Origin of the sequence: Roseomonas mucosa ATCC BAA-692, assembly GCF_000622225.1 — a bacterium.
GTDB lineage: Bacteria > Pseudomonadota > Alphaproteobacteria > Acetobacterales > Acetobacteraceae > Roseomonas > Roseomonas mucosa.
The window spans coordinates 52,651-77,793 of the sequence record NZ_JHWD01000013.1 but is presented as its reverse complement, the minus strand read 5'-3'; the positions used below and the strand labels follow the sequence as shown (position 1 = coordinate 77,793).

The following is a 25,143-nucleotide window of genomic DNA, read 5'->3' as shown; positions in this document are numbered from 1 at the left end:
GGGGCACTTGGCTCCCTTCCGCCGCGCCTCCGGGCTCATGACCCCCGCCGTCAGGGAAGCGGCCATGGCGCCACGCGTCCGCCCTGGCGGGAGAAGTTGGTCCATGTCCGGCAATCCACCAGCGCCCAGCCGGGGCCCGGGCTTTCCGAGAAGGGGACCGGCCCGCAGCGGCCGGTGCGTGCGAACCAGCGGCCCCGTTCCGGCGTGTCGGCCAGGAAGGCGCCGTTGTTCCAGCGCTCCCACCGCACCATGCCGAGGTCGCGGGCGAACCAGAAGCGTTCCAGGTGGTCGGAGGCGACGATCTCCGGCCGGGCATAGTGCTCGGAGACGATCGTCTCCACCGGCAGGCTCCTGGGCGTGGGGTCGTCATGCCAGCGCATCGGCAGGGCGATCCGCGCCCGCCGCCAGCGGGTCAGGGCGCGGCCGAAATCGCGCGGGCAGGCATTGGGCGCGGCGGCGATGTTGATGGGCGCGATCCGCTCCGCCCAGCGGCCGTCGGGAACCTCTCCGGCGAAGGCCAGCCAGGCCGGGGCCGGGGGTGCGCCGGGGCGGCAGGCCGGGGAGAGGAACCATTGCAGCACGCCGGGCCGTCCGCCGTCCTGCGTGACCACGAAACCCGCCTCCACCCCGTTGGGGCCCGGGCTGAGCAGAGCGGCCTGCCCGCCCTCATCCGGCTCGAAGCGGCCGAACTCATGGCCCTGGAAGCCGCCGCCGATGTCGAAGGTCTGGATGATGGCGGGACGGCCCAGCAGCCGCCCGACCACGGCGTCGGAGGCCATGTAGCCCTGCGGCCGGGCCAGCGCGGCGCCGCTGTCGGGAAAGTCGGTCTTGCGCCATGGCAGCACCTCCTCGATCCGGGCGGGGCGGCGGCGGTCGCAGCCGGGCTCGAAGGGCAGGCGGCCGGGGATCGGCGCCCCGGCGCCGTCCAGGCAGACGGATTGCGCCAGGAAGGCCGTGGCCTCGGCCCCGCTCAGCCCTTCCGCGCTCGCCGCCCCGGTGGAAAGGAACAGGGGCACGGCCAGCAGGAGGTTCCGCAGCCTCGGGCGGGCCGGTTCCGCCCAGGGCCGGCGGGGACGGGACGGGACCGGGGCGGCGCTCATCCCGCCAGGATCTCCCGCACCACCTGGCGCAGCCGGGGGATGACCTCGGCCTCGAACCAAGGGTTCTTCGCCGCCCAGGCGAGGGTGCGCCAGGAAGGGTGGGGCAGGGGGAAGTAGTGGGGCAGGAAGTCCTCGTGCCGCCGCACCCGCTCGGCCAGGCTGCCCGGCCCGAGCACGAGGCGCTGGGCATAGCTGCCCACCAGCAGGCGGCAGCGGATCTCCGGCATCAGCGGCAGCAGGCGCGGATGCCGGAGCGGCGCGCATTCCGGCCGGGGCGGGGCATCCCCGCCGCGCGGCAGGCGGCCGGGATAGCAGAAGCCGGTGGGCAGGATGGCCACGCGCTCCGGGTCGTAGAAGACCTCTTCGTCCAGCTCCAGCCAGTCGCGCAGCCGGATGCCAGAGGCGTCCCGGAAGGGGATGCCGGAAAGATGCGCCTTGGTACCCGGGGCCTGGGAGGTGATCAGCAGACGCGCCCGCGTGCCCACCTGCAGGATCGGCCGCGGCCCCAGCGGCAGGCACGGCGCGCAGAGGGTGCAGGCGCGGGCCTCGGTCTCCGCCCGTTTCAGGTCCAACGGGCCAGGACCTCCGCCACCCATTCCGGCACCAGCCGCGTGGCCGGGCCGTGCCGGGCCTCGTCGAAGAGATCCGACCCGGCGGAGGGCTCCAGGTTCAGCTCCAGCGTGTCGGCACGGTTCCGCACCCCGGCCACGAAGCCTGCCGCCGGATAGACGCTGCCCGAGGTGCCGATGGAGACGAAGAGCTCGCATTCCTCCAGCGCCGCCTCGATCCGCCCCATGTGCAGCGGCATCTCGCCGAACCAGACCACGTTCGGCCGCATCCCGCCCGCTTGGCCGCCCGCTTGGCCGCCCGCTTGGCCGCAAGCAGGACAGGCGGTCGCGGTGGACAGGTCCTCGTCCCAGGGAGTGACCGTGCCGCAGCGGGTGCAGCGTGCCTCGCGCAGCGCCCCGTGCATCTGCACCAGGCGGCGGGAACCGGCCCGGCCGTGGAGCCCGTCCACGTTCTGCGTGACCAGCAGGAACTCCCCCGGCCAGCGCGCGTCGAGAGCCGCCAGGGCACGGTGCGCGGCATTGGGCTCGACCTCGCGCAGCTGGGCACGGCGGGCGTTGTAGAATTCATGCACCCAGGCCGGATCGCGGGCGAAGGCCGCCGGCTGGGCCACTTCCTCCAGCGGGACCCTGGCCCAGATTCCATCCCGGTCGCGATAGGTGGACAGGCCGGATTCCCGGCTGATGCCGGCACCGGTGAGGACGACGATCTTCGGCGGGGAGGCCATGCCCGTTTGGGGCACGGCGCCTCGCCGCCCGTCAAGCGGGCCCGAGGTCACGCTGCGGTGGGCGCGCCGCTCAGGCCAGGGCGTACTCCACTTCCGGCGTATAGACCGAGTGCTCCTTGCCGAGCAGTGAGGAGAAGAGCGTGAACTGCTCCATCCGCACCGGCGGGGCGCGGAACAGGTTGTGCGCCTGGACATAGGAGACGAGCTTCGGCACCTCCGCCCGGTCCACCCGCGCCAGGGTGATGTGCGGTGCGAAGCGGCGGCGCTCCGGCTCCAGCCCCACGCGCTGCAGGGCGGTCTCCACCTTGGCCTGGAGGTGCGACAGCGCCTCGGTGCGCTCCACCCCGACCCAGAGGCTCTGGATTCGCCCGGCCTTCTCGAAGGTGCCGACGCCGCAGAGCGACAGGTCGAAGGGGCGGGCGCGGATGGCGGCGAGCGCCTCGTCCACCTCCTCGGCCCGCCAGCGCTCGATGGCGCCGATGAAGCGCAGGGTCAGGTGGTAGTTGCCGGGCGGCACCCATTTCGCCCCGGGGATACCGCCGGCGAGGCCGGCAAGCTGGTCGCGCAGCAATTCGGGCAGGGCGAGAGCCACAAACAGTCGCAACATCGGATCGGAAAGCCCCCATGGCGTCGGGATGGTGGTCGTGCGCGAGCCTCGGCGGCCCCGCGGCGGCATCTGGTGCGTCGGTCTCGGCGGCTGGCTGCCCGGTCTCCCTCCCTCTCCCTCAGCCTTCGCCGGAAGGGCCGGTGGGAATCCGCGCGATCAGCGCCTCCACCGCGGGCCGCATCCTCGCCACCAGCACCTTCACCCCCTGAGGGTTCGGGTGGATGCGGTCGACCTGGTTCAGGGCCGGGTCCCCGGCCACGCCATCCAGCAGGAAGGGGTAGAACACCGCCTCCGGATGCGCCTTGGCCAGCCGGGCGAAGACGCTGGAGAACTCCCGCCCGTAATCGGCGCCGAGATTGGGCGGCGCCAGCATGCCCGCCAGCAGGGCGGGGACCTTGCGTACCTTCAGCGCGTCGAGGATGGCGGCGAGATTGGCCTCGGTGTCCCGGGGCTCGATCCCGCGCAGCCCGTCATTGCCGCCCAGCGCCACGATCACCGCATCCGGCGAATCGGCCAGCGCCCAGTCGAGCCGGGAGCGCCCCCCGGCCGTGGTGTCGCCGGACACGCCGGCGTCGATCACCTGGACCGGACGGTCCGGCCGCGACAACGCCGCCTGGAGCTGCGCGGGCAGCCCATCCTCCCGCGACAGGCCATAGGCGGCGGTGATGGAATCGCCCAACATCAACAGCTTGATGGGCTTCGCCGCCGCCCGGGCCGGCTGGGCGGCCAGGAGCGGCAGCGCCATGGGCGCGGCCAGACACAATGCGAAACGGGTGAGCCCCCTGTGCAGCGCAGCGCGCCGGGACAATCTCTGGGCGATGCCGGACATGATGACCTCCTCCTCGCCCCCCGCCGGACCTCTCATCGAGGCGCAGCGCGTGACCTTCAACGTGGTTGCCAGCGGCGGACCGGTCAACATCCTCAAGGGGCTGGATCTCGCCATCCGGGCGGGGGAGGCGGTGGGCATCGTCGGTCCCTCCGGCTCCGGCAAGACCTCGCTGCTGATGCTGCTGGCGGGGCTGGAGCGCGCGAGCTCCGGCACGCTGTGCGTCGCGGGCCAGGACCTTGGCGCGCTGGACGAGGATGCGCTGGCGCGGCTGCGGCGGGACCGGATCGGCATCGTCTTCCAGGCCTTCCACCTCGTGCCCACCATGACGGCGCGGGAGAACGTGGCCGTGCCGCTGGAATTCGCCGGGCGGCGCGATGCCTTTGAGCGCGCGGAGGCTGCGCTGCGCGAGGTCGGGCTCGGCCACCGTCTCGACCACTATCCCGGCCAGCTCTCGGGCGGCGAGCAGCAGCGCGTGGCCCTGGCGCGGGCCTTCGTGGGGGAACCCGCGCTGCTCCTGGCCGACGAGCCGACCGGCAACCTCGACCGCGCGACCGGGGAGGCGGTGATGGAGCTGCTTTTCGGCCTGCGCCGGCGCCTCGGCACGACGCTGGTGCTGATCACCCACGATCCCGCCCTGGCGGATCGCTGCGAGCGGCAGGTGCGCATCGAGGATGGGCGGATCGTGTCCGACACCGGCGCCGGGGATGGGCGGCATTCCACGATCTCCGGGGCTGGCGCACGCGCCGGGGCGGGGCTTGACCTCGGCGTGGCGGGATCGCCCTCGGCATGAGCGCCTCGGCCTTCCCGGAGCGCGCCGCCCTGGCCGGGAGCGCTCCCTCCGCCGGCACCTTGGCCCTGGCCTGGCGCCTGGCGCGGCGGGAGCTGCGCGGCGGGGTGAAGGGGCTGCGGATCGTGCTCGCCTGCCTCGCGCTGGGCGTGGCCGCCATCGCCGCCGTCGGCACGCTGCGCGCCGCCGTGGAAACCGGGCTGGCGGCCGATGGCGCGCGCCTCCTGGGTGGCGACCTGGAGGTCCGGGCCTCGCAGCGCCCGATGCCGGAGGAAGGGCGACGCTGGCTGGAGGCGCAAGGCGCGCGGGTCAGCGAGGTGGTCTCCATGCGCGCCATGGCGGTGGCCCCGCGCGGTGAAGGTGGCGGCGTGGCACCCACGGGACCGGACACGGAGCCGCGCTCCGGCACCGATCGCTCGCTGGTGGAGCTGAAGGCGGTGGACGGGACCTATCCGCTCTATGGCACGCTGGAGCTGGACCCGCCCGGCCCCCTGGGCGACCGGCCCGACGCGGAGGGCCGCTGGCCCCTGGCGCTGGACCGTCTGGTGCTCGACCGGCTGGGAATGAGGGTGGGCGACACGGTGCGGATCGGTGAGGCCCGCTTCGTGCTGCGCGGCACCGTGGCCTCCGAGCCCGACAAGGTGGCCAGCGCCTTCCAGTTCGGGCCGCGCGCCATCGTTCCGCTCGCCGCCCTGCCGGCGACGGAGCTGATCCAGCCGGGATCGCTGGTGACCTATGCCTACCGCCTGCGCCTGCCGTCCGGGACGGAGGAGGCGCGCTTCACCGCAGCCCTGCGTGCCCAGGGCTTCGCCGACAGCGGCTGGCGCATCCGCGACGCCTCGGACGGCGCCCCGGGCGTGGGGCGCTTCGTGGACAATGCCGCCTCCTTCCTCACCCTGGCCGGGCTGACGGCCCTGCTGGTCGGCGGCATCGGGGTGGCGACCGGCGTGCGCGCCTGGCTGGACCGGCGCGCGCGGACCATCGCCACGCTGCGCTGCCTGGGCGCCCCGGCGCGGGTGATCTTCGCCACCTACCTGCTGCAGCTCCTGGTGCTGTCGGCGCTGGGGATCGCGATCGGCCTGCTGGGCGGCATGGGGCTGACCTGGCTGGCGGCGCAGGCCCTGGCCGGTGTGCTGCCGGTGCCGCCACGCTTCGGCTTCTATCCGCTGCCGCTGCTGCTGGCGGCGGTCTATGGGCTGCTGGCGGCGCTGGCCTTCTCGCTCTGGCCGCTGGGACGGGCGCGGGAGATCCCCGGCGCGGCCCTGTTCCGCGACGCCGTGCAGCCGGCGGCCGGGCGCCCGCGCCTGTGGCTGCTGCTGGTGAACGCGGCCGTGGTCGTCCTGCTGGTGGCGCTGGTCGTGTTCAGCTCCGAGCAGAAGCTCTTCGCCCTCTGGTTCTGCCTGGGCGCCGCGGCGACGCTGGGGCTGTTCCGGATCGGCGCCTGGGCGCTCCAGGCGGCCGCGCGCCGCTTCCGCACGGTACGGCGCCCCGAGATCCGGCTGGGCCTCGCCAACCTGCACCGCCCCGGTGCGCCGACCGCGCTGATGCTGGTCTCGCTGGGCATCGGCCTCACCACCCTGGCGGCGGTGGCGCTGATCGAGGGCAACCTGCGCCGCCAGATCACCGAGCAGATCCCGAACGGCGCGCCGAGCTTCTTCTTCATCGACATCCAGAACGACCAGGCGCAGCGCTTCGACGCGCTGGTGCAGGGCCTGCCGGGCGTGCACGAGGAACAGCGCGTGCCCTCGCTGCGCGCCCGCATCGTGGCGGTGAAGGGCATCCCGGTGGAACAGCTCCAGGTCAGCGAGGATTCCGCCTGGGCCCTGCGCGGCGACCGCGGCCTGACCTATGCCGCGACGCCGCCGGAAGGCACGCGCCTCACCGCCGGGCAATGGTGGGCGCCGGACTACAAGGGGCCGCCGCTGGTCTCGCTCGACGCCAACCTCGCGCGCGGCTGGGGCGTCGGGCTGGGCGATACGGTGACGCTGAACATCCTGGGCCGCGACCTGGAATTCCGCATCGCCTCGCTGCGCGACATCGAGTGGCGCGGCCTCGGGCTGAACTTCGCCCTGGTCGCCTCGCCCGGCCTGCTGGAATCCGCGCCGCACACGCATATCGCCACGATCCGCGCCGACCAGGCCGCCGAGGGCGGCATCCTGCGCGCCGTGACCGACACCTTCCCCAACGTCACCGGCATCAGCGTGCGGGAGGCGCTGGACGCGCTGCGCGAGACGCTCGGGCAGCTCGCCATGGCCATGACATCCACGGCGGCGCTGACGCTGGTCGCCGGGGCACTGGTGCTGGCGGGCGCGGTGGCGGCGGGGCAGGCGCGGCGCATCCGCGACGCGGTGGTGCTCAAGACGCTGGGCGCCACCCGGGCGCAGATCCGCAATGCCTGGCTGGTGGAATTCGGCCTGCTGGGCGTGACGGCGGGGCTGATCGCGGCGGCGGCCGGGACGCTCGCCTCCTGGGGCGTGGTGCGCTTCGTGATGCGCATGGACTGGGTCTTCCTGCCCGGCACGCTGCTGCTGACCGTGCTGGGCTGCGCCGTGCTCACCCTCGGCATGGGCTGGGTCGGCACCGCGCTGGCGCTGCGGGTGCGCCCGGCGCCGCTGCTGCGGAACGAGTAGGCCGAATGGCCCCGGGGCGAGGCGGTGCCCGTCCCAGGGCCCCGGCCGCCTCAGCCCGCCGTCACATGCACGCCGGGGCGCTTCCCGTCGTTCCAGCGCCCGCCGATGGCGCGCTCGACCTGCGCCGCCAGTTGCAGCAGCAGCCCGTCGCCCGCCTGCCGCGTCTGCGCCTGGATGCCGAGCGGCAACCCGCTTTCCTGCCAGGCGAGGGGCAGGGAGATCGCCGGGATGCCGCAGAGGTTGGAGAGCGGCGTATAGGCGAAGTTGCGCCAGAGATTGCCGAACCAGTCATAGACATCCGGATTGTCGCTGATCGTCAGGTATTCGGTGGTGCCGATCACTGGTGTCGGCAGGGCGGTGATCGGGGTGAGGATGATGTCCCATTCCTCGAAGAACTCTCCGAAGGCGCGGGAGGTGCTGTTGAACACCGCCTGCATCCGCGCCCGCTCGGTGAAGCTGGTGCCGATGCCCGCCTCCCAGATGCGGATGTTGATCGGCTCCACCTTGTCCGCCGGCGGGCGGTCCAGCCCGAGCGGCGCGATCAGGTTGTTCACGGTCTGCGCGAAGTTGCTGACGTAGCAGGTGGTCTGCGCGGCGAAGGCGGCGCGGAAATCCACCCGCGGCAGCGCCCATTCGACATGGTGGCCCAGGCTTTCCAGCAGGCGGCCCGCGCGCTCCAGCTCCGCCACGAAATGCGGCACCGCGCGGTAGTCGCCCCATTCATGCGACAGCGCGATGCGCAGCGGCTTCGGGTCGCGCCGGATCAGCGCCGAATAGGCCTCGTCCGCCTTCCAGTAGGGCATGAACTCGCCCGGCGCGCCGCCGCGGCAGGCATCGACGAAGAGCGCCGTGTCGCGCACCGTGCGGCTGTGGCAGCCCTGGATGGAGACGAGGCCGGTCAGGTCCGAGGCATAGGGCGCGATGGAGAAGACGCCGCGCGAGGGCTTCAGCCCGATATTGCCGGTGGCGCCCGCCGGGATGCGGATCGAGCCGCCGCCATCCGTGGCATGCGAGATCGGCAGCACCCCCGCCGCCACCGCCGCCGCCGTGCCGGCGGAGGAGCCGTTGGTGGTGTAGCCCGTGTTCCAGGGATTGCGCGTCACATACATCGCCGGGTTCTCGGCGGCGGAGCAGCAGCCGAATTCGGGCGTGGTGGTGCGCCCCAGGATGTTCAGCCCGGCGCGGCGGATCTGCCCGGCGAGGAAGCTGTCCGCCTGCGCCCGGTTCCCCTGCATGAGATGCGAGCCCATCTCCTGCAACCGGCCCTTCAGGGTGGGGCCGAGATCCTTCATCAGATAGGGCACGCCGGCGAAGGGGCCATCCGGGGAGGTGCCGTCCCGGAAGGGCTCGGCGACGAGATCCTCGAAGACCTCGACCACGGCGCCGAGCGCGGGGTTCACCTTGGCGATGCCGGCGGCGACCTGGGCGGCGAGTTCGGCCGCGCTCACCTCGCCGGCCCGGACGCGATTGGCCAGCGCCACCGCGTCATGCTTCGCCCATTCGTCCCAGCCCATCGCCAGCGTCATGTCGCGTCCCAACGAAAATGCGCCGCGAGCCTAGGTGAGAGGCATCCGGGGTCAAGGCCGCGACGAAGGAAGGCTGGCGACGGATGGCGGCACAATATAGGTTCGATTTCGAAATTAACTTGCCGCGGCGGGCCGGACGGATGCACGGTCCGCCGGGAACTCTTCCCCGGTTCGCGGACGGGACGGCGGATGGCCATCGTCGCGACATGCCATGCCCGGCCCGGCTTCCGATCCCGCGACGCGCTGGCCCGGTGCCGCGAACGGGACATGGATGCATGGGAGGAACAGGCAGCATGGACGAGACGAAGCTTCACCAGGTGATAGGCCAGATGCTCGGCGATCTCGGCGGTGCCTGCAGCGTGGCACTCGTCCGTCTCGGCGACCGGCTGGGCCTCTACAAGGCGCTCCAGGCCCGGGGACCCATGACCCCGGCCGAGCTGGCGGCGGAGGCGGGCGTGGCCGAACGCTATGCCCGGGAATGGCTCTCGCATCAGGCGGCCTCCGGCTATCTGTCCTACGATCCCGGCAGCGGACGCTTCACCCTGCCGCCGGAGCAGGCGATGCTCCTCGCCGACTCCGAGGGGCCGCTCTTCATGCAGGGCGGCTTCGACATGGCGGCCGCGCTGATGGACAACGAGCCGCTGGTGGAGAGCGCGTTCCGCAGCGGCAAGGGCGTCGGCTGGGGAGGGCAGGCGCCCTGCCTGTTCTGCGCCGTCGGGCGCTTCTTCCGCCCCGCCTATCAGCGCGACCTCGTGGCGTCCTGGCTGCCCGCGCTCGGGGATGTCGTGGCGAAGCTGGAGCGCGGGGCGGCGGTCGCCGATGTCGGCTGCGGCCATGGCTTCTCCACGATCCTGATGGCCAGGGCATTCCCGAATTCCCGCTTTACCGGATACGACTTCCATCCGGGCTCGGTGGAACAGGCCCGGCGCCATGCGGAGGAACATGGCGTGACGGCCAACACGCGGTTCGAGGTCGCGCTGGCCAGTGACTTCCCGGGCCGGGACCTCGACCTCGTGACCTTCTTCGACTGCCTGCACGACATGGGCGACCCGGCCGGGGCGGCCCGGCACGTGCTCCGGTCGCTGCAGCCGGAAGGCTGCTGGATGGTGGTCGAGCCGCGGGCGGGCGACCGGCTGGAGGAGAACCTGAACCCGGTGGGCCGCCTCTACTACGCGGCTTCGACCATGATCTGCGTGCCGACCTCGCTCGACCAGCCGGTGGGCGCGGCCCTCGGCGCGCAGGCGGGGTTCGCCCGCATTTCCGGTGCCATCAGGCAAGGCGGCTTCGGCACCGTGCGCAGGGCGGTGGAGACGCCGTTTAGCATGGTCATCGAGGCGCGCCCGTAGGGCCCCTGCCACGTTCCGCCGGGTTCGGCGCAGTCCCGTCCCGGATGCGACCGGCTCCGGGAACGGGCGCCCGCAGCCCCGGGGCATCAGGAGCGCCAGGGCCCGGCGGAAACGGCCAGGCCGCGGGCGGCCGGCACCACCGCGTCATGCCGTCCCCTTTCTCCCCGGGCTCTTGTGCGGTGGCCCCGCTGCTTCCAACCTGCGCGGGCCCGAGGCGCCCGGCTTCGGCTCCGCGCCGGCCGCTGCCATGACGGCTGCTTGCGGCAGGTCCGGCGCCACCGGCGCCCCACTTCGAGGAACCACCGATGACCGAACCCTGTGATCTCTCCGCCGTCGAGGCGCGCGCCCTGATCGGCGGGAAGAAGCTTTCCGCCTCCGAGCTGCTGGAAAGCTGCATCGCCCGCATCGAGGCGGTGGATCACGCGGTGAACGCCATGGTGGCGCGCGACTACGGCCGCGCCCGCGCGGCGGCGAAGGAGGCCGATGCGGCGGTGGCGCGCGGCGATGTGCTGCCCGCGCTGCACGGCCTGCCCATCGGCGTGAAGGACCTGGAGGATGTGGCGGGACTGCGCACCACCTATGGCAGCACGTTGTTCCGCGACCATGTGCCGGAGAAGGACCAGCTGATCGTCGCCCATACCCGCAAGGCGGGGGCGATCGTGCTCGGCAAGACCAACACGCCGGAATGGGGCGCCGGCGCCAATACGCGCAACGGGGTCTATGGCGCGACGGGTAATCCCTTCGACCCGTCGCTTTCGGCGGCGGGCTCCTCCGGCGGCTCGGGCGTGGCGCTGGCCTGCGGCATGGTGCCCGTCGCCACCGGCTCCGACACCGGCGGCTCGCTGCGCAACCCGGCCGCCTATAATGGCATCGTCGGCTTCCGCCCGACGCCGGGCCTGGTGCCGAACGAGAAGAAGCCGCTGGGCTGGGCCGCGCTCGGCGTGCTCGGGCCGATGGCGCGCACCGTGCCGGATCTCTGCCTGCTGCTCTCCACCATGGTCGGCGACGATGCCGGCGACCCGCTGGCCACCACCATCGAGGGCCGACAGGTCCGCCGCCCGGAGGATTTCGCCGTGCCGGGGGCGGTGGACCTCGCCTCGCTGCGCGTGGCGCTGACGCCGGATTTCGGCTTCGCCCCGACCGAGAAGCACATCCGCGCGGTCTTCGCCGAGAAGACCGGCCTGTTCCGCCATGTCTTCGCCCGGGCGGAGGACACCACGCCGGACTGCGCCGGGGCCGACGAGTCCTTCGAGGTGCTGCGCGCGCTGTCCTTCCTCGCGGGCTTCCATGAGAAGGTGCGCGACACGCCGGACCAGGTCGGCCCCAATGTCCGCGCGAATGTAGAGGAAGGGCTGGGCTACAGCGCCCTCGACGTGGTGCGGGCGATGAAGCTGCAGATGGCGATGTACAAGAGCTGGCAGGGCTTCTTCGAGAGCCATGACGTGATCCTGGCCCCGGCCGTCACGCTCAGCCCGCGCCCCTGGACCGAGCTCTACCCGGCCGAGATCGACGGGGTGCCGACCCGGACCTATTTCCACTGGCTGGCGCTCGCCTATGCGGCGACCCTGGTCGGGCATCCGGCCATCTCGCTGCCGGTGGGGCTGGACCACAGGGGCATGCCGTTCGGCCTGCAGATCGTCGGGCCGCGCGGCGGCGATGCGAAGGTGCTGGCCGTCGCGGCGGCGCTGGAGCGGCTGCTGGCCGGGGACCCGCGCACCGCCCGGCCGGTGCCGGACCTGGCGAAGCTCAAGGCCGCCGTGCCGCTGCGCGAGAGCCCGGGCTTCATGGGCTTCGGCTGAGGCAGGCTGAGGGCCGGAGAGGAGGCTTCCTCCGGCCCCGCTTCCATCCGGCCACTTTGCCCGAGAAAGCGGCCGAGGGGCGCGCTTTATGAAAACAGGACATGACGTGACACCAGAATATCATTAAAGAGACAACAAAAGATATTTTGGATGGCACATCCATGTTCAGGCTCACGCATCGCGCTTCGGCCTGTTACCCCTGGCAGGGAACGGAGCCGGCCGACGAGGTCTGGGGAAGCGGCTGGGCCGATACGACCTGGGGAGCGACAGCCGCGGTCGCGCCGCTGCCAGGCGAAGCCGCGAGGCCACCGGAACCACCGCCCGCGACGACATGGTCCATGCGTGCGAGAGCGCGGGGCCGCGTTCCACTGTCACAGCCGGCGGCAAGGCTCCCGGCATCCGGCGAGGGGGCGAAACCGGCGCGGATCGGCTGAATTCTGGGCGTCCTGGCGCCCCAGGTGCCAGTCCGTCACCATTTGCAATCCGCAGGACACGGAAAGCCCATGGTCCTTCCTCCATCAGCGCATCATCTTCCCCAGGTACGCCCCTGGAGATTCCCTTGGGGAAGAGGAGGTGCATCGGCATGTCCCGGTTCGGACCGGCGGGTTCCGGCGAAGAGAGTGGCGTCCTGGCGCGGTGCGTTCCCGATATGGTCTTTCAGGCCCGGGCGCTTGGTGCAGGCTCTTTCCTTCGGGGCGATTCCCGGCCCGCGCGATATCCGGCCGGAAACGGCGGGATCGTGTTATCCTGCTGGGATGTGTCGTGTGCCGCCCCATATCACCGGTCCCTGCCGGGAGAAGGAAGGGGCGGAATCCGATCGCGGCTCCTGGCGCGAGGCGGCCCGAGGGGCCGGGCCGTTCTCGCCCATTGATCCGCATTACAGAATGTCCATATAGTCCCGTGACTGCGGGGATGGCCCAAACCTCATTCCCGCTAGGAGGAGTCCTAAACACACCATGGCACTGCGTCCCGACAACCGCTTCACGACCGGCGGCTCGGCGTGGACCCAGCCTCTGGGGCGGGCGAGCACGGATGCCGCCGTCCTGGATGCCGGGCTCCGCGCCTATATGCTGCGGGTCTATAACTGGATGGCCTCCGGCCTCGCGCTGACCGGCGTCGTCGCCTATGTCATCGCGAACACCGCGCTGTCCCAGGCCTTCTACACCGTGGGCCGCACCCAGTCCGGCTACCTTGTCACGCAGCCCACGCTGCTGGGCTGGGCCGCGATCCTGGCGCCGCTGGCCTTCGTGCTGGTGCTGTCCTTCGGCGTGAACCGCATGCAGAAGACGACGGTGCAGGCGCTGTTCTGGGCCTTCGCCGCGGCGATGGGCGCCAGCATGGCGAACCTCTTCGTCATCTACGCGGGCACCTCGATCGCCACGACCTTCTTCGTGACGGCCGGCATGTTCGCGGCGGTCAGCCTCTACGGCTACACCACCAACCGCGACCTGACCCGCATGGGCAGCTTCCTGATGATGGGCCTGATCGGCATCATCATCGCCGGGCTGGTCAACATGTTCGTCGGCTCCACGGCGCTGCAGTTCGCCATCAGCGTCCTGGGCGTGCTGATCTTCACCGGACTGACCGCCTACGACACGCAGCGCATCAAGGCGGACTACATCGAGTTCGCCTATGCTGAGGGCAGCGACGAGGCCGCCAAGCGTTCCGTCTTCGACGCGCTGGGCCTCTACCTGAACTTCGTGAACCTGTTCCAGTTCATGCTGCAGTTCATGGGCGTGCGGAACCAGTCCAACTGATCCGCCCCGGCCCCCGCCCGGACGGGGGCCGGAACGACAAGAGGCCCCGGGGAGCGATCCCCGGGGCCTTTTCCATATCCGCCGTCCGCATCCCGTGGCCGGAAGGGAAGGGGGATCACTCCCCCTTGTCGGCGCTCTTGTCAGCCTTGTTCAGGTGCTCCATCAGCTTCACCGTGGCCTTGATCTTGTCGGTGCTGTCCCGCGCCGCGACCTCCATGGCCAAGCGGTCCAGCGCCAGCTCGTAGATCTGCCGCTCGGAGAAGGACTGGTCCGGCTGGCCGGCGTTGCGGTGCAGGTCGCGCACCACTTCGGCAATGGCGATCGGATCGCCGCTGTTGATCTTCTGCTCGTATTCCTGGGCGCGGCGCGACCACATGGTGCGCTTGATGCGGGCCTTGCCGCGCAGCGTCGCCATGGCCTCGTCCATCACCTTCGGCGAGGCGAGCTTGCGCAGGCCGGAGGAAGGAGCCTTGGCCATCGGCACCTTCAGCGTCATCCGGTTCTCCTCGAAAGTGATCACGATCACCTTCAGGGTCGTGCCGGCGACAGGCACTTCCTCGATGCCCTGCACCTGGCCCACGCCATGGGTTGGATAGACGACATGGTCGCCCGCCTTGAAGTCCTTGCCCTGGTTGCCGAGCGGCTTGGGCGGCGGGGCGGGGCGGATCGGGCCGCTGGGAACGGAGTTGGCCTGGCTTTCCTCGGCCCGGGCCTCGGGAGCCGGGGCGGGGGCGGCGTCGGCCATGGTCTCTTCCGGCTTCGGATCGGCGCTCATGCACGGACACTCCCCTGCTGGTCCCATCCGGATGCGACGCCGGGGGCGGCCCCGGGGATGACGATGGGGGCTGGCGCTTGCGCGGGAGCCTTCATTCTCTACCTCCAGTGCGGATGAACGCGGCCCCGCGGCGAGGGCTGCCTTCTCCGGATCGGGCCATGTCCTTCCCCTGGTCCCGCCCTGCTCGAACGGAACCGACCGGGCGGCGGAACGGGCCGGCCACGGGAGATTGGGGATGCCTTGACCGAAAACGAGCGGCCCCATACCAGAAAATCCGCTGCTCGTCACATGCGGGGCATCCGCCGCCGGGGCTGGCCCGACGGACGGCGGCAGGGGTCTTCCCGGCGGAGGACCACCGGAAGGGCGGCGGGCAGAAGGGCCTGCCGCCGGAGAGGCCTCAGGGCTTGCCGGGGTTGGGGCTCAGCAGGCCGGCCTTGTCCGGCTTGCCGTTCCATTCCTCCGCATCCGCCGGCGCCTCGCCCTTGCGGGTGATGTTGGGCCATTGCTGGGCATAGGTGCGGTTGACCTCGGCCCAGGCGGTCGCGCGATCGTCGCTGTCCGGCAGGATCGCCTCCGCCGGGCATTCCGGTTCGCAGACGCCGCAGTCGATGCACTCATCCGGATGGATGACAAGGAAGTTCTCGCCGACGTAGAAGCAGTCCACGGGACACACCTCGACGCAGTCCATGTACTTGCAGCGGATGCAGTTCTCGGTGACGACGTAGGTCACTGCGGCAGTCTCCTGTCCGGTATCTCTTCCGGCACGCTGGCGAAAGTTCCGGCGTCACATGGCGCGAACGGGGCGTTCCGGCAAGCCGTTCATGCCGCCGGTCTGCCCCGTGGGGACGGTTCCCCTGCCCGGCGGCGGCATCAGGCCACCAGGGGCAGGGCGATGGCCTCCAGCGCGTCGCGGGCCTCCGCCGGGGCCAGGCGTAGCTGCAGGCCGCGCTGGCCGCCATTCACGAAGACATAGGGCTCGGCCATGGCGGCCTCCTCGATCGCCGTGGGCAGGCGGCGCCGCTGGCCGAAGGGGCTGATGCCGCCGACATGGTAGCCGGTGAGGCGCTCCGCCTCCCCGGGCGGCATCATCCCGGCCGATTTCCCGCCGAAGCCGGCGGCGAGGCGCTTCATGCTCGCCTCACGGTCCGAAGGCAGCAGCACGCAGACCGGCCTGCCATCCACGCGGGCCAGCAGGGTCTTCAGCACGCGCGACGGCGGCTCGCCGATGGCCTCCGCCGCCTGGAGCCCGATGCGTTCCGCCCCCGGGGCGTAGTCGTAGTGCCGGCGCTCATAGGCGATACCGGCCTTGTCGAGGAAGCGGGTGGCGGGAGTGGCGTTGGACATGGGCCCGATCCGGCAGGATGACGCCGGCGGCAGGGGCCGCGCGGCCTGCGGGCAAGCCTAGGCCACCAGGACGGAACATGGCAGGGCGCGGGACGAAGCCCTGTCCCCACGATCTCCCGGGGAGGGCGCGCCGCCCCCGCTCAGTCCGCGAGTTCCTCGTAGAGCAGCCGGGCCTCGGGTGCCGGGCCACGGCGCATGGCGAGGGACAGGACGCGCCAGACCTGGATGCGGCCGTGCTCCGGGCCGCCGAGCGCCAGGGTCAGCACATCCCCGGGCCGCAGCCGGGCGTGGGCCTTTTCCGCCGGCTGGCGGTTCAGGCGGACGGCACCGGCCTCGACCAGACGGGAACAGGCGGCGCGGGTCTTGGCCACCCGCGCGCACCAGAGCCAGGCATCCAGCCGCTGCCAGTCCTGGCCCTCCTGCCCTCCCTTCTGGCCCCCTCTCGGGCCTACGCCCGGGCCGCTCAAGCCGTCACTTGCCGAGCTTCAGCTTGGCCAGGGCCGCGAAGGGGCTGTCCGGGTCGGGGCCGGAGTCGCGCTTGCCACCGATCTGGAAGACGCGGGGCTCGCGGTCGCCACCCTTCCGGTCGCGGTCGGAGAAGGGGCGGTCGCCGCGCGGCCGGTCGCCCCTTGGCCTGTCGCCGCGCTCCTTGTTGCCCTGGCCACCCGCGCTTGGCCCGCCCTTGCCGTGGCGCTCGTCGCGATGACCCTGGCGGCCCTGCCGGTTGCCGTCGCGCGGCCTCTCCTCGCGGGGGCGCGGCGTCTCGGCCGGCGTGCCGGCCTGCCCGGCCTCGCCCTCGGCCGCGGCGGGGGCTTCCCCTTCGGGCGTGGTGGCGGGCACCGTGCGGGAAGCTCCCCCGCCGGAACGCTCGCCGCGTTCGCCCCCCTGGCGCGGCCCCCTGCCGGGCTGGTTCCGGCCGCGCTGGTCGTGGCGCGGATGGTGGCGGTGCTCGTCGCGCCGGGCCGCCACCATCAGCGGCGCCGGCGGGCCGAACATCTCCTCCGGCAGCGGCTCGGCATTCAGCAGGCGGAAGCCCAGCGCTGTCAGCGCCGGGGCCAGGGCCTCGGCCTTCACGCCCAGGCGGCTGGCGATGTCACCGGGCAGCAGGGCCGGGGCGCGCCGGGTCAGGTGGCCCAGCTCCCCCGCCACGCGCTCGGCGACGTCCAGGCGGATCATCACCTCGCCCGCCAGCACCCAGCCCATCTGCGCGGCGAAGCCGGCGGGCCAGTTGGAGGGCGGGGTGATCGAGACCAGCCCGCCCACCGGCAGCGGCGGCACCGCGCTCTCGGCGGCCAGCGCCCAGAGCTGCGCGCGCAGGCCCATGGGCTTGGGCTTCAGCATCTCCGGCAGGTAGAGCGCGAAGCGCCCCGCCCGCACGCCGATGGCCTTCAGCTTGGCGCGGAGCTCCGGGGTGATCTCCCGCTCCGTGCCGCCGGGCACCAGGCCCAGATATTCCCGCAGCCGGAACAGATGGCCGCGCAGGCTGGAATCCTCGGCCGCCTTGGTCTCGGCAGCCTCCAGCGGCGCCATGGCCTTCTTGATCGTGCTCTCCAGCCAGGTCGCCAGCCGGGCGCGCACGCGCTCCCGCTGGGCGCTGTCCAGGAACTCGGAGTTCAGCGGCTCGACCAACGGCTTGTCCGGGCTTGGCCCGGCCTTGAGCCGCGCGATCTCGGCGGCCTCGTGACCGGGCGAGCCGGGCGGCGGGGAGCCGGGCAGGGTCCAGGTGACGCGCTGCAGCGGGGTGAGGCCGAAGGCGTCGTCGTTGCTGGCCTCCAGCAGCGAGACGCGGCGCGGCATCTCCTCCTTCAGCGCCCGGCGGGCGGCGCGGAGCAGGGCCTTGCGCTCCTCCTCGCCGGCCCCGGCCTCGGTCGCGGCCTCGAAGTTGAAGCCGGAGATCCTGCCGACCGGATGACCCTCGACCACCACCTCGCCCCGGCGGGTGACGGCGGAAAGCAGCTCCTCCTCGCCATCGTCCAGCTTGCGCATCAGATGCGCCGCGCGTCGGTCCACGAAACGGGCGGTCAGACGCTCGTGCAGGGCGTCGGACACCTTGTCCTCCGCCTCGCGCGCCTCGCCCTGGAAGCGGGCGGCGTCGCGGAACCAGTCGTTGCGGGCGGCGACGAAGCTCCAGACCCGGATCGAGGCGAGGCGGGCCATCAGCGTGTCGAGGTCGCCCTCGACATTGTTGCAGGAGGCGATGCCGGAGGCGATCCAGTCCTCCGGCAGGTGCCCGTCCTCCGCCAGGTGCTTGAACACCCGGGCGCAGAAGTTCTGGTGCGTCTCGTCGGCCAGCTTGCGGAAATCCGGGATCTGGCAGGCTTCCCAGAGCAGACTGACGCGGGAGCGGCTGGTGGCGAGGCGGCGGACATCCTCGTCCCGCGCCAGGGCTGCGAGGGTGATGTGGTCGTCCGCGTCGTTGCCCTTGGCCAGCCCGGCGAAGGGCGGCGGGGCGGCGAGGCTTTCCAGCAGCGCCTCGGGCGAGGCGAAGTCCAGCGCCGAGTTCCGCCAGGCCAGGGTCTGCAGCGGCTCGAACTGGTGGCTCTCGATCTTCTCGACGATCTCGTCGGACAGCGGCGGACAGTCGGCGGTGACGCCGAAGGTGCCATCGCGCATGCCGCGCCCGGCGCGGCCGGCGATCTGGGCGGCCTCCTGCGCGCTCAGCTCGCGCGAGCGGTGGCCGTCGAACTTGGTGAGGGAGGCGAAGGCGACATGGTCCACATCCATGTTCAGCCCCATGCCGATGGCATCGGTGGCCACCAGGAAGTCCACCTCCCGCTCCTGGTACAGCGCCACCTGGGCGTTGCGGGTGCGGGGGGACAGGCGGCCCATGACCACGGCGCAGCCGCCCCGGCGGCGGCGGATGGCCTCGGCGATGGCATAGACCTCGCCGGCGGAGAAGGCGACGACGGCGGAGCGCGGCGGCAGGCGGGTGAGCTTGGCCGGGCCGGCATAGGTGAGCTGGGACAGGCGGGGGCGGGTCTCGATCTCCGCCCGGGGCACGAGGCGCTGGAGCAGCGGCCGGATGGTCTCGGCGCCGAGGAACATGGTCTCCACCATGCCGCGGGCGTGCAGCAGCCGGTCGGTGAAGACATGGCCCCGGTCCGGGTCGGCGCAGAGCTGGATCTCGTCCACCGCCAGGAACTCGACCTTCCGGTCGAGCGGCATGGCCTCCACCGTGCAGGCGAACCACCTCGCCTCGGGCGGGATGATCTTCTCCTCGCCGGTGATCAGGGCGACGTGCTGCTCGCCCTTGGCGGCCACCATCCGGTCGTAGTTCTCGCGCGCCAGGAGGCGCAGCGGGAAGCCGATGATGCCGGAACTGTGCGCGAGCATCCGCGTGATGGCGAGATGCGTCTTGCCGGTGTTGGTCGGCCCCAGGACAGCCTTGACCCGGGGCTCGAACATCTGCGTGTCGTGGTGACTCATTCCGGGCGGAGTGTGTGGCAATGGCCGAGGCGCTTGGCAACCGTCACCGAGCCGGAGAATGCGGCTCGCGCCCTGCCATGGCGCGATTCCGTGCCCTGAAATCCGCTCCCGGCGGTATCGGGGTGCTCGCAGGGGCTCTTGGCGGCGATCCGGGGCGGGACTGGCCCGGATGCTGCTAGGGCGGCATTCATCTCCCCGGATCGGCCTTCCCGGCCGGTTGCCTGAGCCTGGACGCCCCTTCCGAACCGCATTCGTCGCGCGGACGGTCTGGCGGCAGCCAGGCCGTGGACGGATAACCGATGTTTGACCGGCGTTCGCCCTGGGGAGGGGCCGCCTTGGAAAGGGAAGTCTCGATCATGATCTCACGACGCCTGATGGCCGGGACCGGCGGCTTCGCGGCCCTCGCAGCGGGGTCGGGGCTCGGTGCCTCGCTGGGTATCCCTTCCGCCGCGGCGCAGAACCCGCCCGCCGAGAGCGGCGAGCCCACGCTGGACCGGATCAAGCGCACCCGGAAGCTGCGCTTCGGCGCCGTGGCGGGGGCCACGCCCTACTACGTGAAGGACCTCGCCACCGGGGAATGGAAGGGGTTCTACATGGATCTCGGCCGCGCCCTGGCGCAGGAGCTGGAGGTGGAGCTGGAACTGCACGAGACCACCTGGGGCAACGCGGTGCTCGACCTGCAGAGCAACAAGCTCGACGTCTTCTTCGGCCTGAATCCGACGCCGCGCCGTGCCCTGGCGGTGGACTTCTCGGTGCCCTGCTTCAACAACGCCTTCTCCTTCATCACGAAGAAGGGCTTCCGGTTCGAGACCTGGGACGACCTGAACAAGCCGGAGGTCCGCATCGCGGTGGACAGCGGCTCCTCGCAGGACGGCGCGGTGACGCGGCTCTGCCCCAAGGCGACGATCTCCCGCTTCAAGTCGGCGGACGAGGCCACCATGGCGGTGCAGACCGGCCGCGCCGACGCGCAGTGCCTGGTGATCATCCTGGCGCTGACGGTGAAGAAGAAGGTGCCGAACCTGGGCGAGATCATCACGCCGAAGCCGGTCTTCCTGACCACCTCCAACGCCGGCTTCCGGCGGGAGCCGGACAAGACCTGGCGCGACTTCGTCAATGTCTGGATCGACTACAACCGCGGCCTGGGCGTGGTGCGTCAGGCGATCGTGTCGAACATGCAGCTCGTGGGCGTCGAGGAATCGGATTTTCCGGCCGGCCTGACGCTCTGACCCCGCATCGCCGCCCGGCCCAGACGCCCGGCGGCATCCTGCCCCCACCCGCCCTGGGCTGAGGGGAAGGGCCGGGCCGCATCGCGCTGCCCGGCCATCCGCCCCCCCTTCCGGGCCGGGCGGGCGGCACGAGAGAGACCGTATGTACGAGTGGGACTTCTACTTCATCTGGGGCTACCGCTGGCTCTTCCTGCAAGGGCTCGGCGTCACCATCGCCTTCACCGTCGGCATCGTGCTGATCGGGCTGGTGGTGGGGCTGGTGGCCGGGCTGGGGCGGCTCGCGCCCTATGCCATCATCCGTTGGATCGCCCAGGCCTATATCGAGGTCTTCCGCTGCACCCCCGTGCTGGTGCAGCTCGTCTGGTTCTACTACGCCCTGCCGATCCTCTCGGGCATCGACATGTCGGCGACCTCGGCAGCGGTGCTGGCGCTCTCGCTCTACGGTGGTGCCTTCTATGCCGAGATCATCCGCGGCGGCATCGTCTCGATCGACGCGGGACAGCGGGAGGCGGCGGAGGCGCTGGGCATGACGCCCGGCCAGTCCATGCGCCGCATCATCCTGCCGCAGGCCATCAAGCGCATGGTGCCGCCGCTGATGAACCAGTCGATCATCCAGTTCAAGAACACCTCGCTGGTCTCGGTGCTGGCGGTGCCGGACCTGCTCTACCAGGGCCAGGCCATCGCGCACGACACCTACCGGCCGCTGGAGACCTATTCGCTGGTGGCGGTGATCTACTTCGCCGTGCTCTTCCCGCTGACCCTGCTGGTGCAATACCTGGAGCGCCGCATGGCGCGCAGCGACTGAGGAGGAGGCGGTGAGCACATCCCAGCCCAAGATCGACGTGGCCGCGCTGCGCAAGAGCTTCGGCGACCACGAGGTGCTGCGCGACATCAACTTCCGGGTCGAGCCCGGGCAGGTGGTGGCGCTGATCGGTCCCTCCGGCTCCGGCAAGTCCACCCTGCTGCGCTGCCTGAACCTGCTTGTCGTGCCCGATGGCGGGCGGGTGCGGATCGGCGGGCAGGGCTTCGACTTCGCTGCCGGGCAGCGCCTGCCCGGGCGGCGGGAGCTTGCCCGTTTCCGCGCCAATACCGGCATGGTCTTCCAGCAGTTCAACCTCTTCCCGCACCTGACGGCGCTGGAGAACGTCATGGAAGGCCCGCTGACGGTGCGCCGCATGGCGAAGCCGCAGGCCGAGGCGCTGGCGCAGCGGCTGCTCGCCCGGGTCGGGCTGGCGGACCGGGCGGACTACTACCCCTCCCGCCTGTCCGGCGGGCAGAAGCAGCGCGTGGCCATCGCCCGGGCGCTGGCCATGGAGCCGGAGGTGATGCTCTTCGACGAGGCGACCTCGGCGCTGGACCCCGAGCTGGTGGGCGAGGTGCTGGGGGTGATGCAGAGCCTCGCCGCCGACGGGATGACCATGGTGATCGTCACCCACGAGATCGCCTTCGCCCGCGAGGTCGCCGACCGCGTGGTCTTCATGCGCGACGGGGTGGTGGTGGAGGAAGGGCCGGCCCGCGCGGTGATCGACACCCCCCGCGAGGCCGCCACGCGGGCCTTCCTGTCGCATTTCCACCGCCAGGGCGGGCTGCCGGACGGCGCCCTGCCTGGTTCCCTCCCTGGCCCGGCCACCCGGGGTTTCCCGGGATGATCATCGGCCGCATGCGGCTCTTCCTGGTGGAGAGCCCGATCAGGATGGCCCGCGCACAGGGCGTGGGCTCGGTGAAGGGCAGCGTGAAGCGCGTGCTGATCGCCCTTTCCGCCGACGATGGCCTGACCGGCTGGGGCGAGGCCGCGCCCTGGGAGGTCTTCACCGGCACGCCGGAGGGGGCCTTCTCTGCCCTCGACACCTATCTGCGCCCGCATGTGGTCGGCCATCCGGCGCTGCGGCTGCGCGCGATGCTGGCGCGGATGGACCGGGCCCTGATCGGCCACACGGATGCCAAGGCCGGCGTCGAGATGGCCGTGCTGGACCTGCTCGGCAAGGCGAAGGGGCTTTCGGTCGCCGACCTGCTGGGCGGGCGGGTGCGCGACACCATCCCGCTCTCCTTCTCCATCGCCGATCCGGATTTCGCGGCCGACATGGAGCGCATGCGGGCGATGGTCCCGGCGGGGCACCGGCTGTTCAAGGTGAAGACCGGGGTGAAGCCGCACCGCGAGGACATGGCGCATCTGGAGGCGATCCGCGATGCCTTTGGCGACGGCGTGGACCTGCGCCTCGACTACAACCAGGCGCTGGAGCCCTTCGCGGCGATGACGGTGTTGCGCGACGTGGACCGCTTCCGCCCGACCTTCATCGAGCAGCCGGTGCCGCGCCGCCATCTCGACGCCATGGCCGGCTTCGCCGCCGCGCTGGACACGCCGGTCCTGGCCGACGAGAGCTGCTACGACGCGGTTGACCTGCTGGAAGTGGTGCGGCGGCGCGCGGCGGATGCCATCTCGGTGAAGCTGATGAAGTGCGGCGGCATGCTGAAGGCGCAGGCCATGATGGCCATCGCCGACACGGCCGGCCTGCCGGGCTATGGAGGCACGCTGTGGGAGGGCGGCATCGCGCTCGCCGCCGGCACGCAGCTCATCGCCGCCACGCCCGGCATCTCGCTGGGCTGCGAGTTCTACATGCCGCACCACGTCCTGACCGAGGATGTGCTGGAGGAGCGCGTGCCCAACCGCGACGGCGCCGTGGTGGTGCCGGAGGGGCCGGGCCTGGGCATCCGGGTCAGCGAGGCCTCCGTGCGCGGCGGGGCGCGCATCCTGGCGGAAGCGGGCTAGGACCGCGCGCCCGCTCCTCGCTCCGGCGGGAGGGCCGCGTTGCCGGATGCGGCGGGGCGGGGCCCCGTGCCATCATGGGCAGCCACGGGCGAATCCGTTACAAAGCCAGGCCAGCATGACCCTGCGCCGCGCCACCTGTCGCAAGACCCCGCCGGGGAGGCCCGGCATTCCCGGCGGGTGTCGCCGGATCGTCGCCGTGCCCCGCCCGGATGTCGCCGCCGGTCCTGACGGAGCCGCCCTTGGCTGACCGCAGCCTGAGAGATGCCGGCCCGGTGCTGATCCTGGCGCCGACCGAGCGGGACGGGTTGGGCCTGTTCCGCCTCCTGGCCAGCGAAAGGATCGAGGGCCAGCGGGTCGAATCCGTGTCGGCCCTGGCCGAGTCCGTCGGCGTGGCCACCGGGCTGGTGCTGGTGACGGACGAGCTGCTGTTCCATGCCGATCTCGGGCCGCTGACCGCCCATCTCTCGCGCCAGCCGCCCTGGTCGGACCTGCCCTTCATCGTGCTCAGCCAGATGGGCACGCAAGCGCGGCGCCAGATGGACGAGATCCGGCTGGCCGAAAGGCTCGGCAACGTCCTTTTCATCGAAAGGCCGCTGAACGCCGTCACCCTGCTCAGCGCGGTGAAGACCTCGCTGCGCGCCCGCTCCTGGCAGCGCCGCCTGCGCGGCCACATGGAGGAGGAGGCCGCCGCCGCGGAGCGCATGGCGGAGCTGCTGGAGGCCCGCGTGCGGGAGCGCACCGCCGCGCTGGAGGCGGCCGAGGCCGAGCGCCGCCGCATCGCCGCCGCCCTGGCCCAGTCGCAGAAGATGGAGGCGGTGGGCCAGCTCACCGGCGGCATCGCGCACGACTTCAACAACATGCTCACCGGCGTGCTCGGCAGCCTGGACCTGATGCAGGCGCGGCTGGCGAAGGGCCGGTTCTCGGAACTGGAGCGTTTCCTCGGCCTGGCACGCACCGGAGCGGAGCGCGCAGCCGGGCTGACCCAGCGCCTGCTGGCCTTCTCCCGCCGCCAGGTCCTGACGCCGCAGCCGGTGGAGCTGCAAAGGCTCGTGGCGGGGATGGAGGGGCTGATCCGTTCCACCATCGGCCCGGAGATCGACATCGAGGTGGACGCGCCGGCGGGATCCTGGCCCGTGCTCTGCGATCCGCACCAGATGGAGAGCGCGCTGCTGAACCTCTGCATCAATGCGCGCGACGCCATGCCGGGCGGCGGACGGCTGGCCATCGCCCTGGCCAACCTTCCCGGTTCCGGCGCCCCGGGTGGCGGCGCGGAGGACCGGGTCACGCTGTCGGTACGCGACACCGGCAGCGGCATGGCGCCGGAGGTGATGCAGCGCGCCTTCGACCCCTTCTTCACCACCAAGCCGATCGGCCAGGGCACCGGGCTGGGCCTGTCGATGATCTACGGCTTCGTGCAGCAGTCCGGCGGCCGGATCACTATCGAGAGCGCGCCGGGACAGGGCACCACGCTGCGCCTTTGCTTCCCGCGCCACAGGGGCGCCGCCATCGCGGCGCCCGAGGCCGGAAAGCCGGAAGCCGCCGCCACCGGCCCGGGCGGCACGGTGCTGGTGGTCGATGACGAGCCCTCGCTGCGCCTGCTGGCGGCCGAGGTGCTGCGCGAGCGGGGCTGCACCGTGCTGGAGGCCGGGGATGCCGCCTCGGCCCTGGAGATCCTGCGCGGGGGGAGGACGATCGATCTGCTCGTCACCGATATCGGTATGCCGGGGGGCATGAACGGGCGCGATCTGGCCCTGGCGGCCCGCGAGTTGCACGACACGCTGCGGGTGCTGTTCATCACCGGCTATCCCGAGGCGGCGCTGGAGGGCGTGGCCCTGTCCGGCCCGGATATGCAGCTCCTGACCAAGCCCTTCACGATGGAGGCGCTGGCCGAACGCATCCGCCGCATGATGGCGCCGGACTGAGGCAGGCC

The 25,143-nt window shown here is 71.9% G+C and carries 21 protein-coding genes; 10 read left to right on the top strand and 11 right to left on the bottom strand.

Annotated features, from left to right (window positions below; all coding sequences use genetic code 11):
- Window positions 1–50: 50 nt before the first annotated feature.
- The 5 genes from BT98_RS0114215 to BT98_RS0114195 form a co-directional block, all read right to left on the bottom strand.
- Window positions 51–1,100, bottom strand: a complete 1,050-nt coding sequence (locus BT98_RS0114215) for a hypothetical protein (RefSeq protein ID WP_019461218.1) — start codon at window positions 1,098–1,100, stop codon at window positions 51–53.
- On the bottom strand, window positions 1,097–1,696 hold the full coding sequence (locus BT98_RS0114210) for a uracil-DNA glycosylase family protein (protein WP_051004839.1): 600 nt from the start codon (window positions 1,694–1,696) through the stop codon (window positions 1,097–1,099). Before BT98_RS0114210 ends, BT98_RS0114215 begins: the two co-directional genes overlap by 4 nt.
- The gene (locus BT98_RS0114205; RefSeq protein ID WP_019461220.1) at window positions 1,663–2,394 is read right to left on the bottom strand and encodes an NAD-dependent deacylase; all 732 of its coding nucleotides are present in this window, start codon (window positions 2,392–2,394) and stop codon (window positions 1,663–1,665) included. Before BT98_RS0114205 ends, BT98_RS0114210 begins: the two co-directional genes overlap by 34 nt.
- 70 nt (window positions 2,395–2,464) lie before the next feature.
- Window positions 2,465–3,001: an RNA 2',3'-cyclic phosphodiesterase gene (gene thpR, locus BT98_RS0114200; RefSeq protein WP_026033206.1), complete on the bottom strand. Its 537-nt coding sequence runs from the start codon at window positions 2,999–3,001 to the stop codon at window positions 2,465–2,467.
- Window positions 3,002–3,119: 118 nt separating this feature from the next.
- On the bottom strand, window positions 3,120–3,830 hold the full coding sequence (locus BT98_RS0114195; RefSeq protein ID WP_202801198.1) for an arylesterase: 711 nt from the start codon (window positions 3,828–3,830) through the stop codon (window positions 3,120–3,122).
- Between BT98_RS0114195 and BT98_RS24445 the strand changes: the two genes are divergently transcribed.
- Together BT98_RS24445 and BT98_RS0114185 are read left to right on the top strand one after the other, a co-directional pair.
- Entirely contained in the window at window positions 3,820–4,620 is an 801-nt protein-coding gene (locus BT98_RS24445; protein WP_237719370.1) for an ABC transporter ATP-binding protein, read from the top strand. The genes BT98_RS0114195 and BT98_RS24445 overlap by 11 nt on opposite strands.
- Complete coding sequence (locus BT98_RS0114185) at window positions 4,617–7,247, top strand: ABC transporter permease (RefSeq protein ID WP_019461224.1); 2,631 nt, start codon at window positions 4,617–4,619, stop codon at window positions 7,245–7,247. Before BT98_RS24445 ends, BT98_RS0114185 begins: the two co-directional genes overlap by 4 nt.
- 50 nt (window positions 7,248–7,297) lie before the next feature.
- Here BT98_RS0114185 and BT98_RS0114180 read toward each other — a convergent pair whose 3' ends face one another.
- Window positions 7,298–8,773 carry an amidase gene (locus BT98_RS0114180; RefSeq protein ID WP_026033208.1) on the bottom strand — a complete coding sequence of 492 codons (1,476 nt, stop codon included), beginning with the start codon at window positions 8,771–8,773 and terminating at the stop codon, window positions 7,298–7,300.
- A gap of 293 nt (window positions 8,774–9,066) precedes the next feature.
- On the opposite strand from BT98_RS0114180, the gene BT98_RS0114175 reads away from it, so the two are divergent.
- From BT98_RS0114175 to BT98_RS0114165, 3 genes are all read left to right on the top strand, one after another.
- Window positions 9,067–10,119, top strand: a complete 1,053-nt coding sequence (locus tag BT98_RS0114175; protein WP_019461226.1) for a class I SAM-dependent methyltransferase — start codon at window positions 9,067–9,069, stop codon at window positions 10,117–10,119.
- Window positions 10,120–10,424: 305 nt separating this feature from the next.
- Window positions 10,425–11,918: an amidase gene (locus tag BT98_RS0114170; RefSeq protein ID WP_019461227.1), complete on the top strand. Its 1,494-nt coding sequence runs from the start codon at window positions 10,425–10,427 to the stop codon at window positions 11,916–11,918.
- A 956-nt stretch (window positions 11,919–12,874) separates the two neighbouring features.
- Window positions 12,875–13,675 (top strand): Bax inhibitor-1/YccA family protein, encoded by an 801-nt coding sequence (locus tag BT98_RS0114165; protein WP_019461228.1) that lies wholly within the window; start codon window positions 12,875–12,877, stop codon window positions 13,673–13,675.
- 115 nt (window positions 13,676–13,790) lie between these two features.
- Here the strand turns inward: BT98_RS0114165 and BT98_RS0114160 are convergent, their stop codons facing one another.
- From BT98_RS0114160 to BT98_RS24440, 5 genes are all read right to left on the bottom strand, one after another.
- Window positions 13,791–14,450: a CarD family transcriptional regulator gene (locus tag BT98_RS0114160; RefSeq protein ID WP_019461229.1), complete on the bottom strand. Its 660-nt coding sequence runs from the start codon at window positions 14,448–14,450 to the stop codon at window positions 13,791–13,793.
- 397 nt (window positions 14,451–14,847) lie between these two features.
- The gene (gene fdxA, locus BT98_RS0114155; protein WP_019461230.1) at window positions 14,848–15,180 is read right to left on the bottom strand and encodes a ferredoxin FdxA; all 333 of its coding nucleotides are present in this window, start codon (window positions 15,178–15,180) and stop codon (window positions 14,848–14,850) included.
- Window positions 15,181–15,320: 140 nt separating this feature from the next.
- Complete coding sequence (gene ybaK, locus BT98_RS0114150; RefSeq protein ID WP_019461231.1) at window positions 15,321–15,794, bottom strand: Cys-tRNA(Pro) deacylase; 474 nt, start codon at window positions 15,792–15,794, stop codon at window positions 15,321–15,323.
- 140 nt (window positions 15,795–15,934) lie between these two features.
- Window positions 15,935–16,261 carry an RNA-binding S4 domain-containing protein gene (locus BT98_RS0114145; RefSeq protein WP_051004840.1) on the bottom strand — a complete coding sequence of 109 codons (327 nt, stop codon included), beginning with the start codon at window positions 16,259–16,261 and terminating at the stop codon, window positions 15,935–15,937.
- A gap of 4 nt (window positions 16,262–16,265) precedes the next feature.
- Window positions 16,266–19,199 (bottom strand): helicase-related protein, encoded by a 2,934-nt coding sequence (locus BT98_RS24440; protein ID WP_019461233.1) that lies wholly within the window; start codon window positions 19,197–19,199, stop codon window positions 16,266–16,268.
- Window positions 19,200–19,576: 377 nt separating this feature from the next.
- Here BT98_RS24440 and BT98_RS0114130 point away from each other — a divergent pair, with 377 nt between their 5' ends.
- The 5 genes from BT98_RS0114130 to BT98_RS0114110 all read left to right on the top strand — a co-directional run bounded on the left by BT98_RS0114130 (window position 19,577) and on the right by BT98_RS0114110 (window position 25,135).
- Complete coding sequence (locus BT98_RS0114130; protein WP_019461234.1) at window positions 19,577–20,446, top strand: transporter substrate-binding domain-containing protein; 870 nt, start codon at window positions 19,577–19,579, stop codon at window positions 20,444–20,446.
- 142 nt (window positions 20,447–20,588) lie between these two features.
- The gene (locus BT98_RS0114125; protein ID WP_019461235.1) at window positions 20,589–21,251 is read left to right on the top strand and encodes an amino acid ABC transporter permease; all 663 of its coding nucleotides are present in this window, start codon (window positions 20,589–20,591) and stop codon (window positions 21,249–21,251) included.
- A 10-nt stretch (window positions 21,252–21,261) separates the two neighbouring features.
- Window positions 21,262–22,095, top strand: a complete 834-nt coding sequence (locus BT98_RS0114120; protein WP_019461236.1) for an amino acid ABC transporter ATP-binding protein — start codon at window positions 21,262–21,264, stop codon at window positions 22,093–22,095.
- Entirely contained in the window at window positions 22,092–23,213 is a 1,122-nt protein-coding gene (locus tag BT98_RS0114115) for an enolase C-terminal domain-like protein (protein ID WP_019461237.1), read from the top strand. The genes BT98_RS0114120 and BT98_RS0114115 overlap by 4 nt, the downstream gene beginning before the upstream one ends.
- Before the next feature lie 239 nt (window positions 23,214–23,452).
- Complete coding sequence (locus BT98_RS0114110) at window positions 23,453–25,135, top strand: ATP-binding protein (protein ID WP_162175654.1); 1,683 nt, start codon at window positions 23,453–23,455, stop codon at window positions 25,133–25,135.
- Window positions 25,136–25,143: the final 8 nt, after the last annotated feature.

Bases quoted from the DNA above. Each gene is read 5' to 3' on its own strand.
- BT98_RS0114215 (WP_019461218.1), bottom strand. From the start codon at position 1,100: ATGAGCGCCGCCCCGGTCCCGTCCCGTCCCCGCCGGCCCTGGGCGGAA.
- ybaK (WP_019461231.1), bottom strand. From the start codon at position 15,794: ATGTCCAACGCCACTCCCGCCACCCGCTTCCTCGACAAGGCCGGTATC.
- BT98_RS0114185 (WP_019461224.1), top strand. From the start codon at position 4,617: ATGAGCGCCTCGGCCTTCCCGGAGCGCGCCGCCCTGGCCGGGAGCGCT.
- BT98_RS0114180 (WP_026033208.1), bottom strand. From the start codon at position 8,773: ATGACGCTGGCGATGGGCTGGGACGAATGGGCGAAGCATGACGCGGTG.
- BT98_RS24445 (WP_237719370.1), top strand. From the start codon at position 3,820: ATGCCGGACATGATGACCTCCTCCTCGCCCCCCGCCGGACCTCTCATC.
- BT98_RS0114175 (WP_019461226.1), top strand. From the start codon at position 9,067: ATGGACGAGACGAAGCTTCACCAGGTGATAGGCCAGATGCTCGGCGAT.
- BT98_RS0114125 (WP_019461235.1), top strand. From the start codon at position 20,589: ATGTACGAGTGGGACTTCTACTTCATCTGGGGCTACCGCTGGCTCTTC.
- BT98_RS0114115 (WP_019461237.1), top strand. From the start codon at position 22,092: ATGATCATCGGCCGCATGCGGCTCTTCCTGGTGGAGAGCCCGATCAGG.
- BT98_RS0114130 (WP_019461234.1), top strand. From the start codon at position 19,577: ATGATCTCACGACGCCTGATGGCCGGGACCGGCGGCTTCGCGGCCCTC.
- BT98_RS0114165 (WP_019461228.1), top strand. From the start codon at position 12,875: ATGGCACTGCGTCCCGACAACCGCTTCACGACCGGCGGCTCGGCGTGG.
- BT98_RS0114205 (WP_019461220.1), bottom strand. From the start codon at position 2,394: ATGGCCTCCCCGCCGAAGATCGTCGTCCTCACCGGTGCCGGCATCAGC.
- BT98_RS0114195 (WP_202801198.1), bottom strand. From the start codon at position 3,830: ATGTCCGGCATCGCCCAGAGATTGTCCCGGCGCGCTGCGCTGCACAGG.
- thpR (WP_026033206.1), bottom strand. From the start codon at position 3,001: ATGTTGCGACTGTTTGTGGCTCTCGCCCTGCCCGAATTGCTGCGCGAC.
- BT98_RS0114210 (WP_051004839.1), bottom strand. From the start codon at position 1,696: ATGGGTGGCGGAGGTCCTGGCCCGTTGGACCTGAAACGGGCGGAGACC.
- BT98_RS0114160 (WP_019461229.1), bottom strand. From the start codon at position 14,450: ATGAGCGCCGATCCGAAGCCGGAAGAGACCATGGCCGACGCCGCCCCC.
- BT98_RS0114170 (WP_019461227.1), top strand. From the start codon at position 10,425: ATGACCGAACCCTGTGATCTCTCCGCCGTCGAGGCGCGCGCCCTGATC.
- BT98_RS24440 (WP_019461233.1), bottom strand. From the start codon at position 19,199: ATGTTCGAGCCCCGGGTCAAGGCTGTCCTGGGGCCGACCAACACCGGC.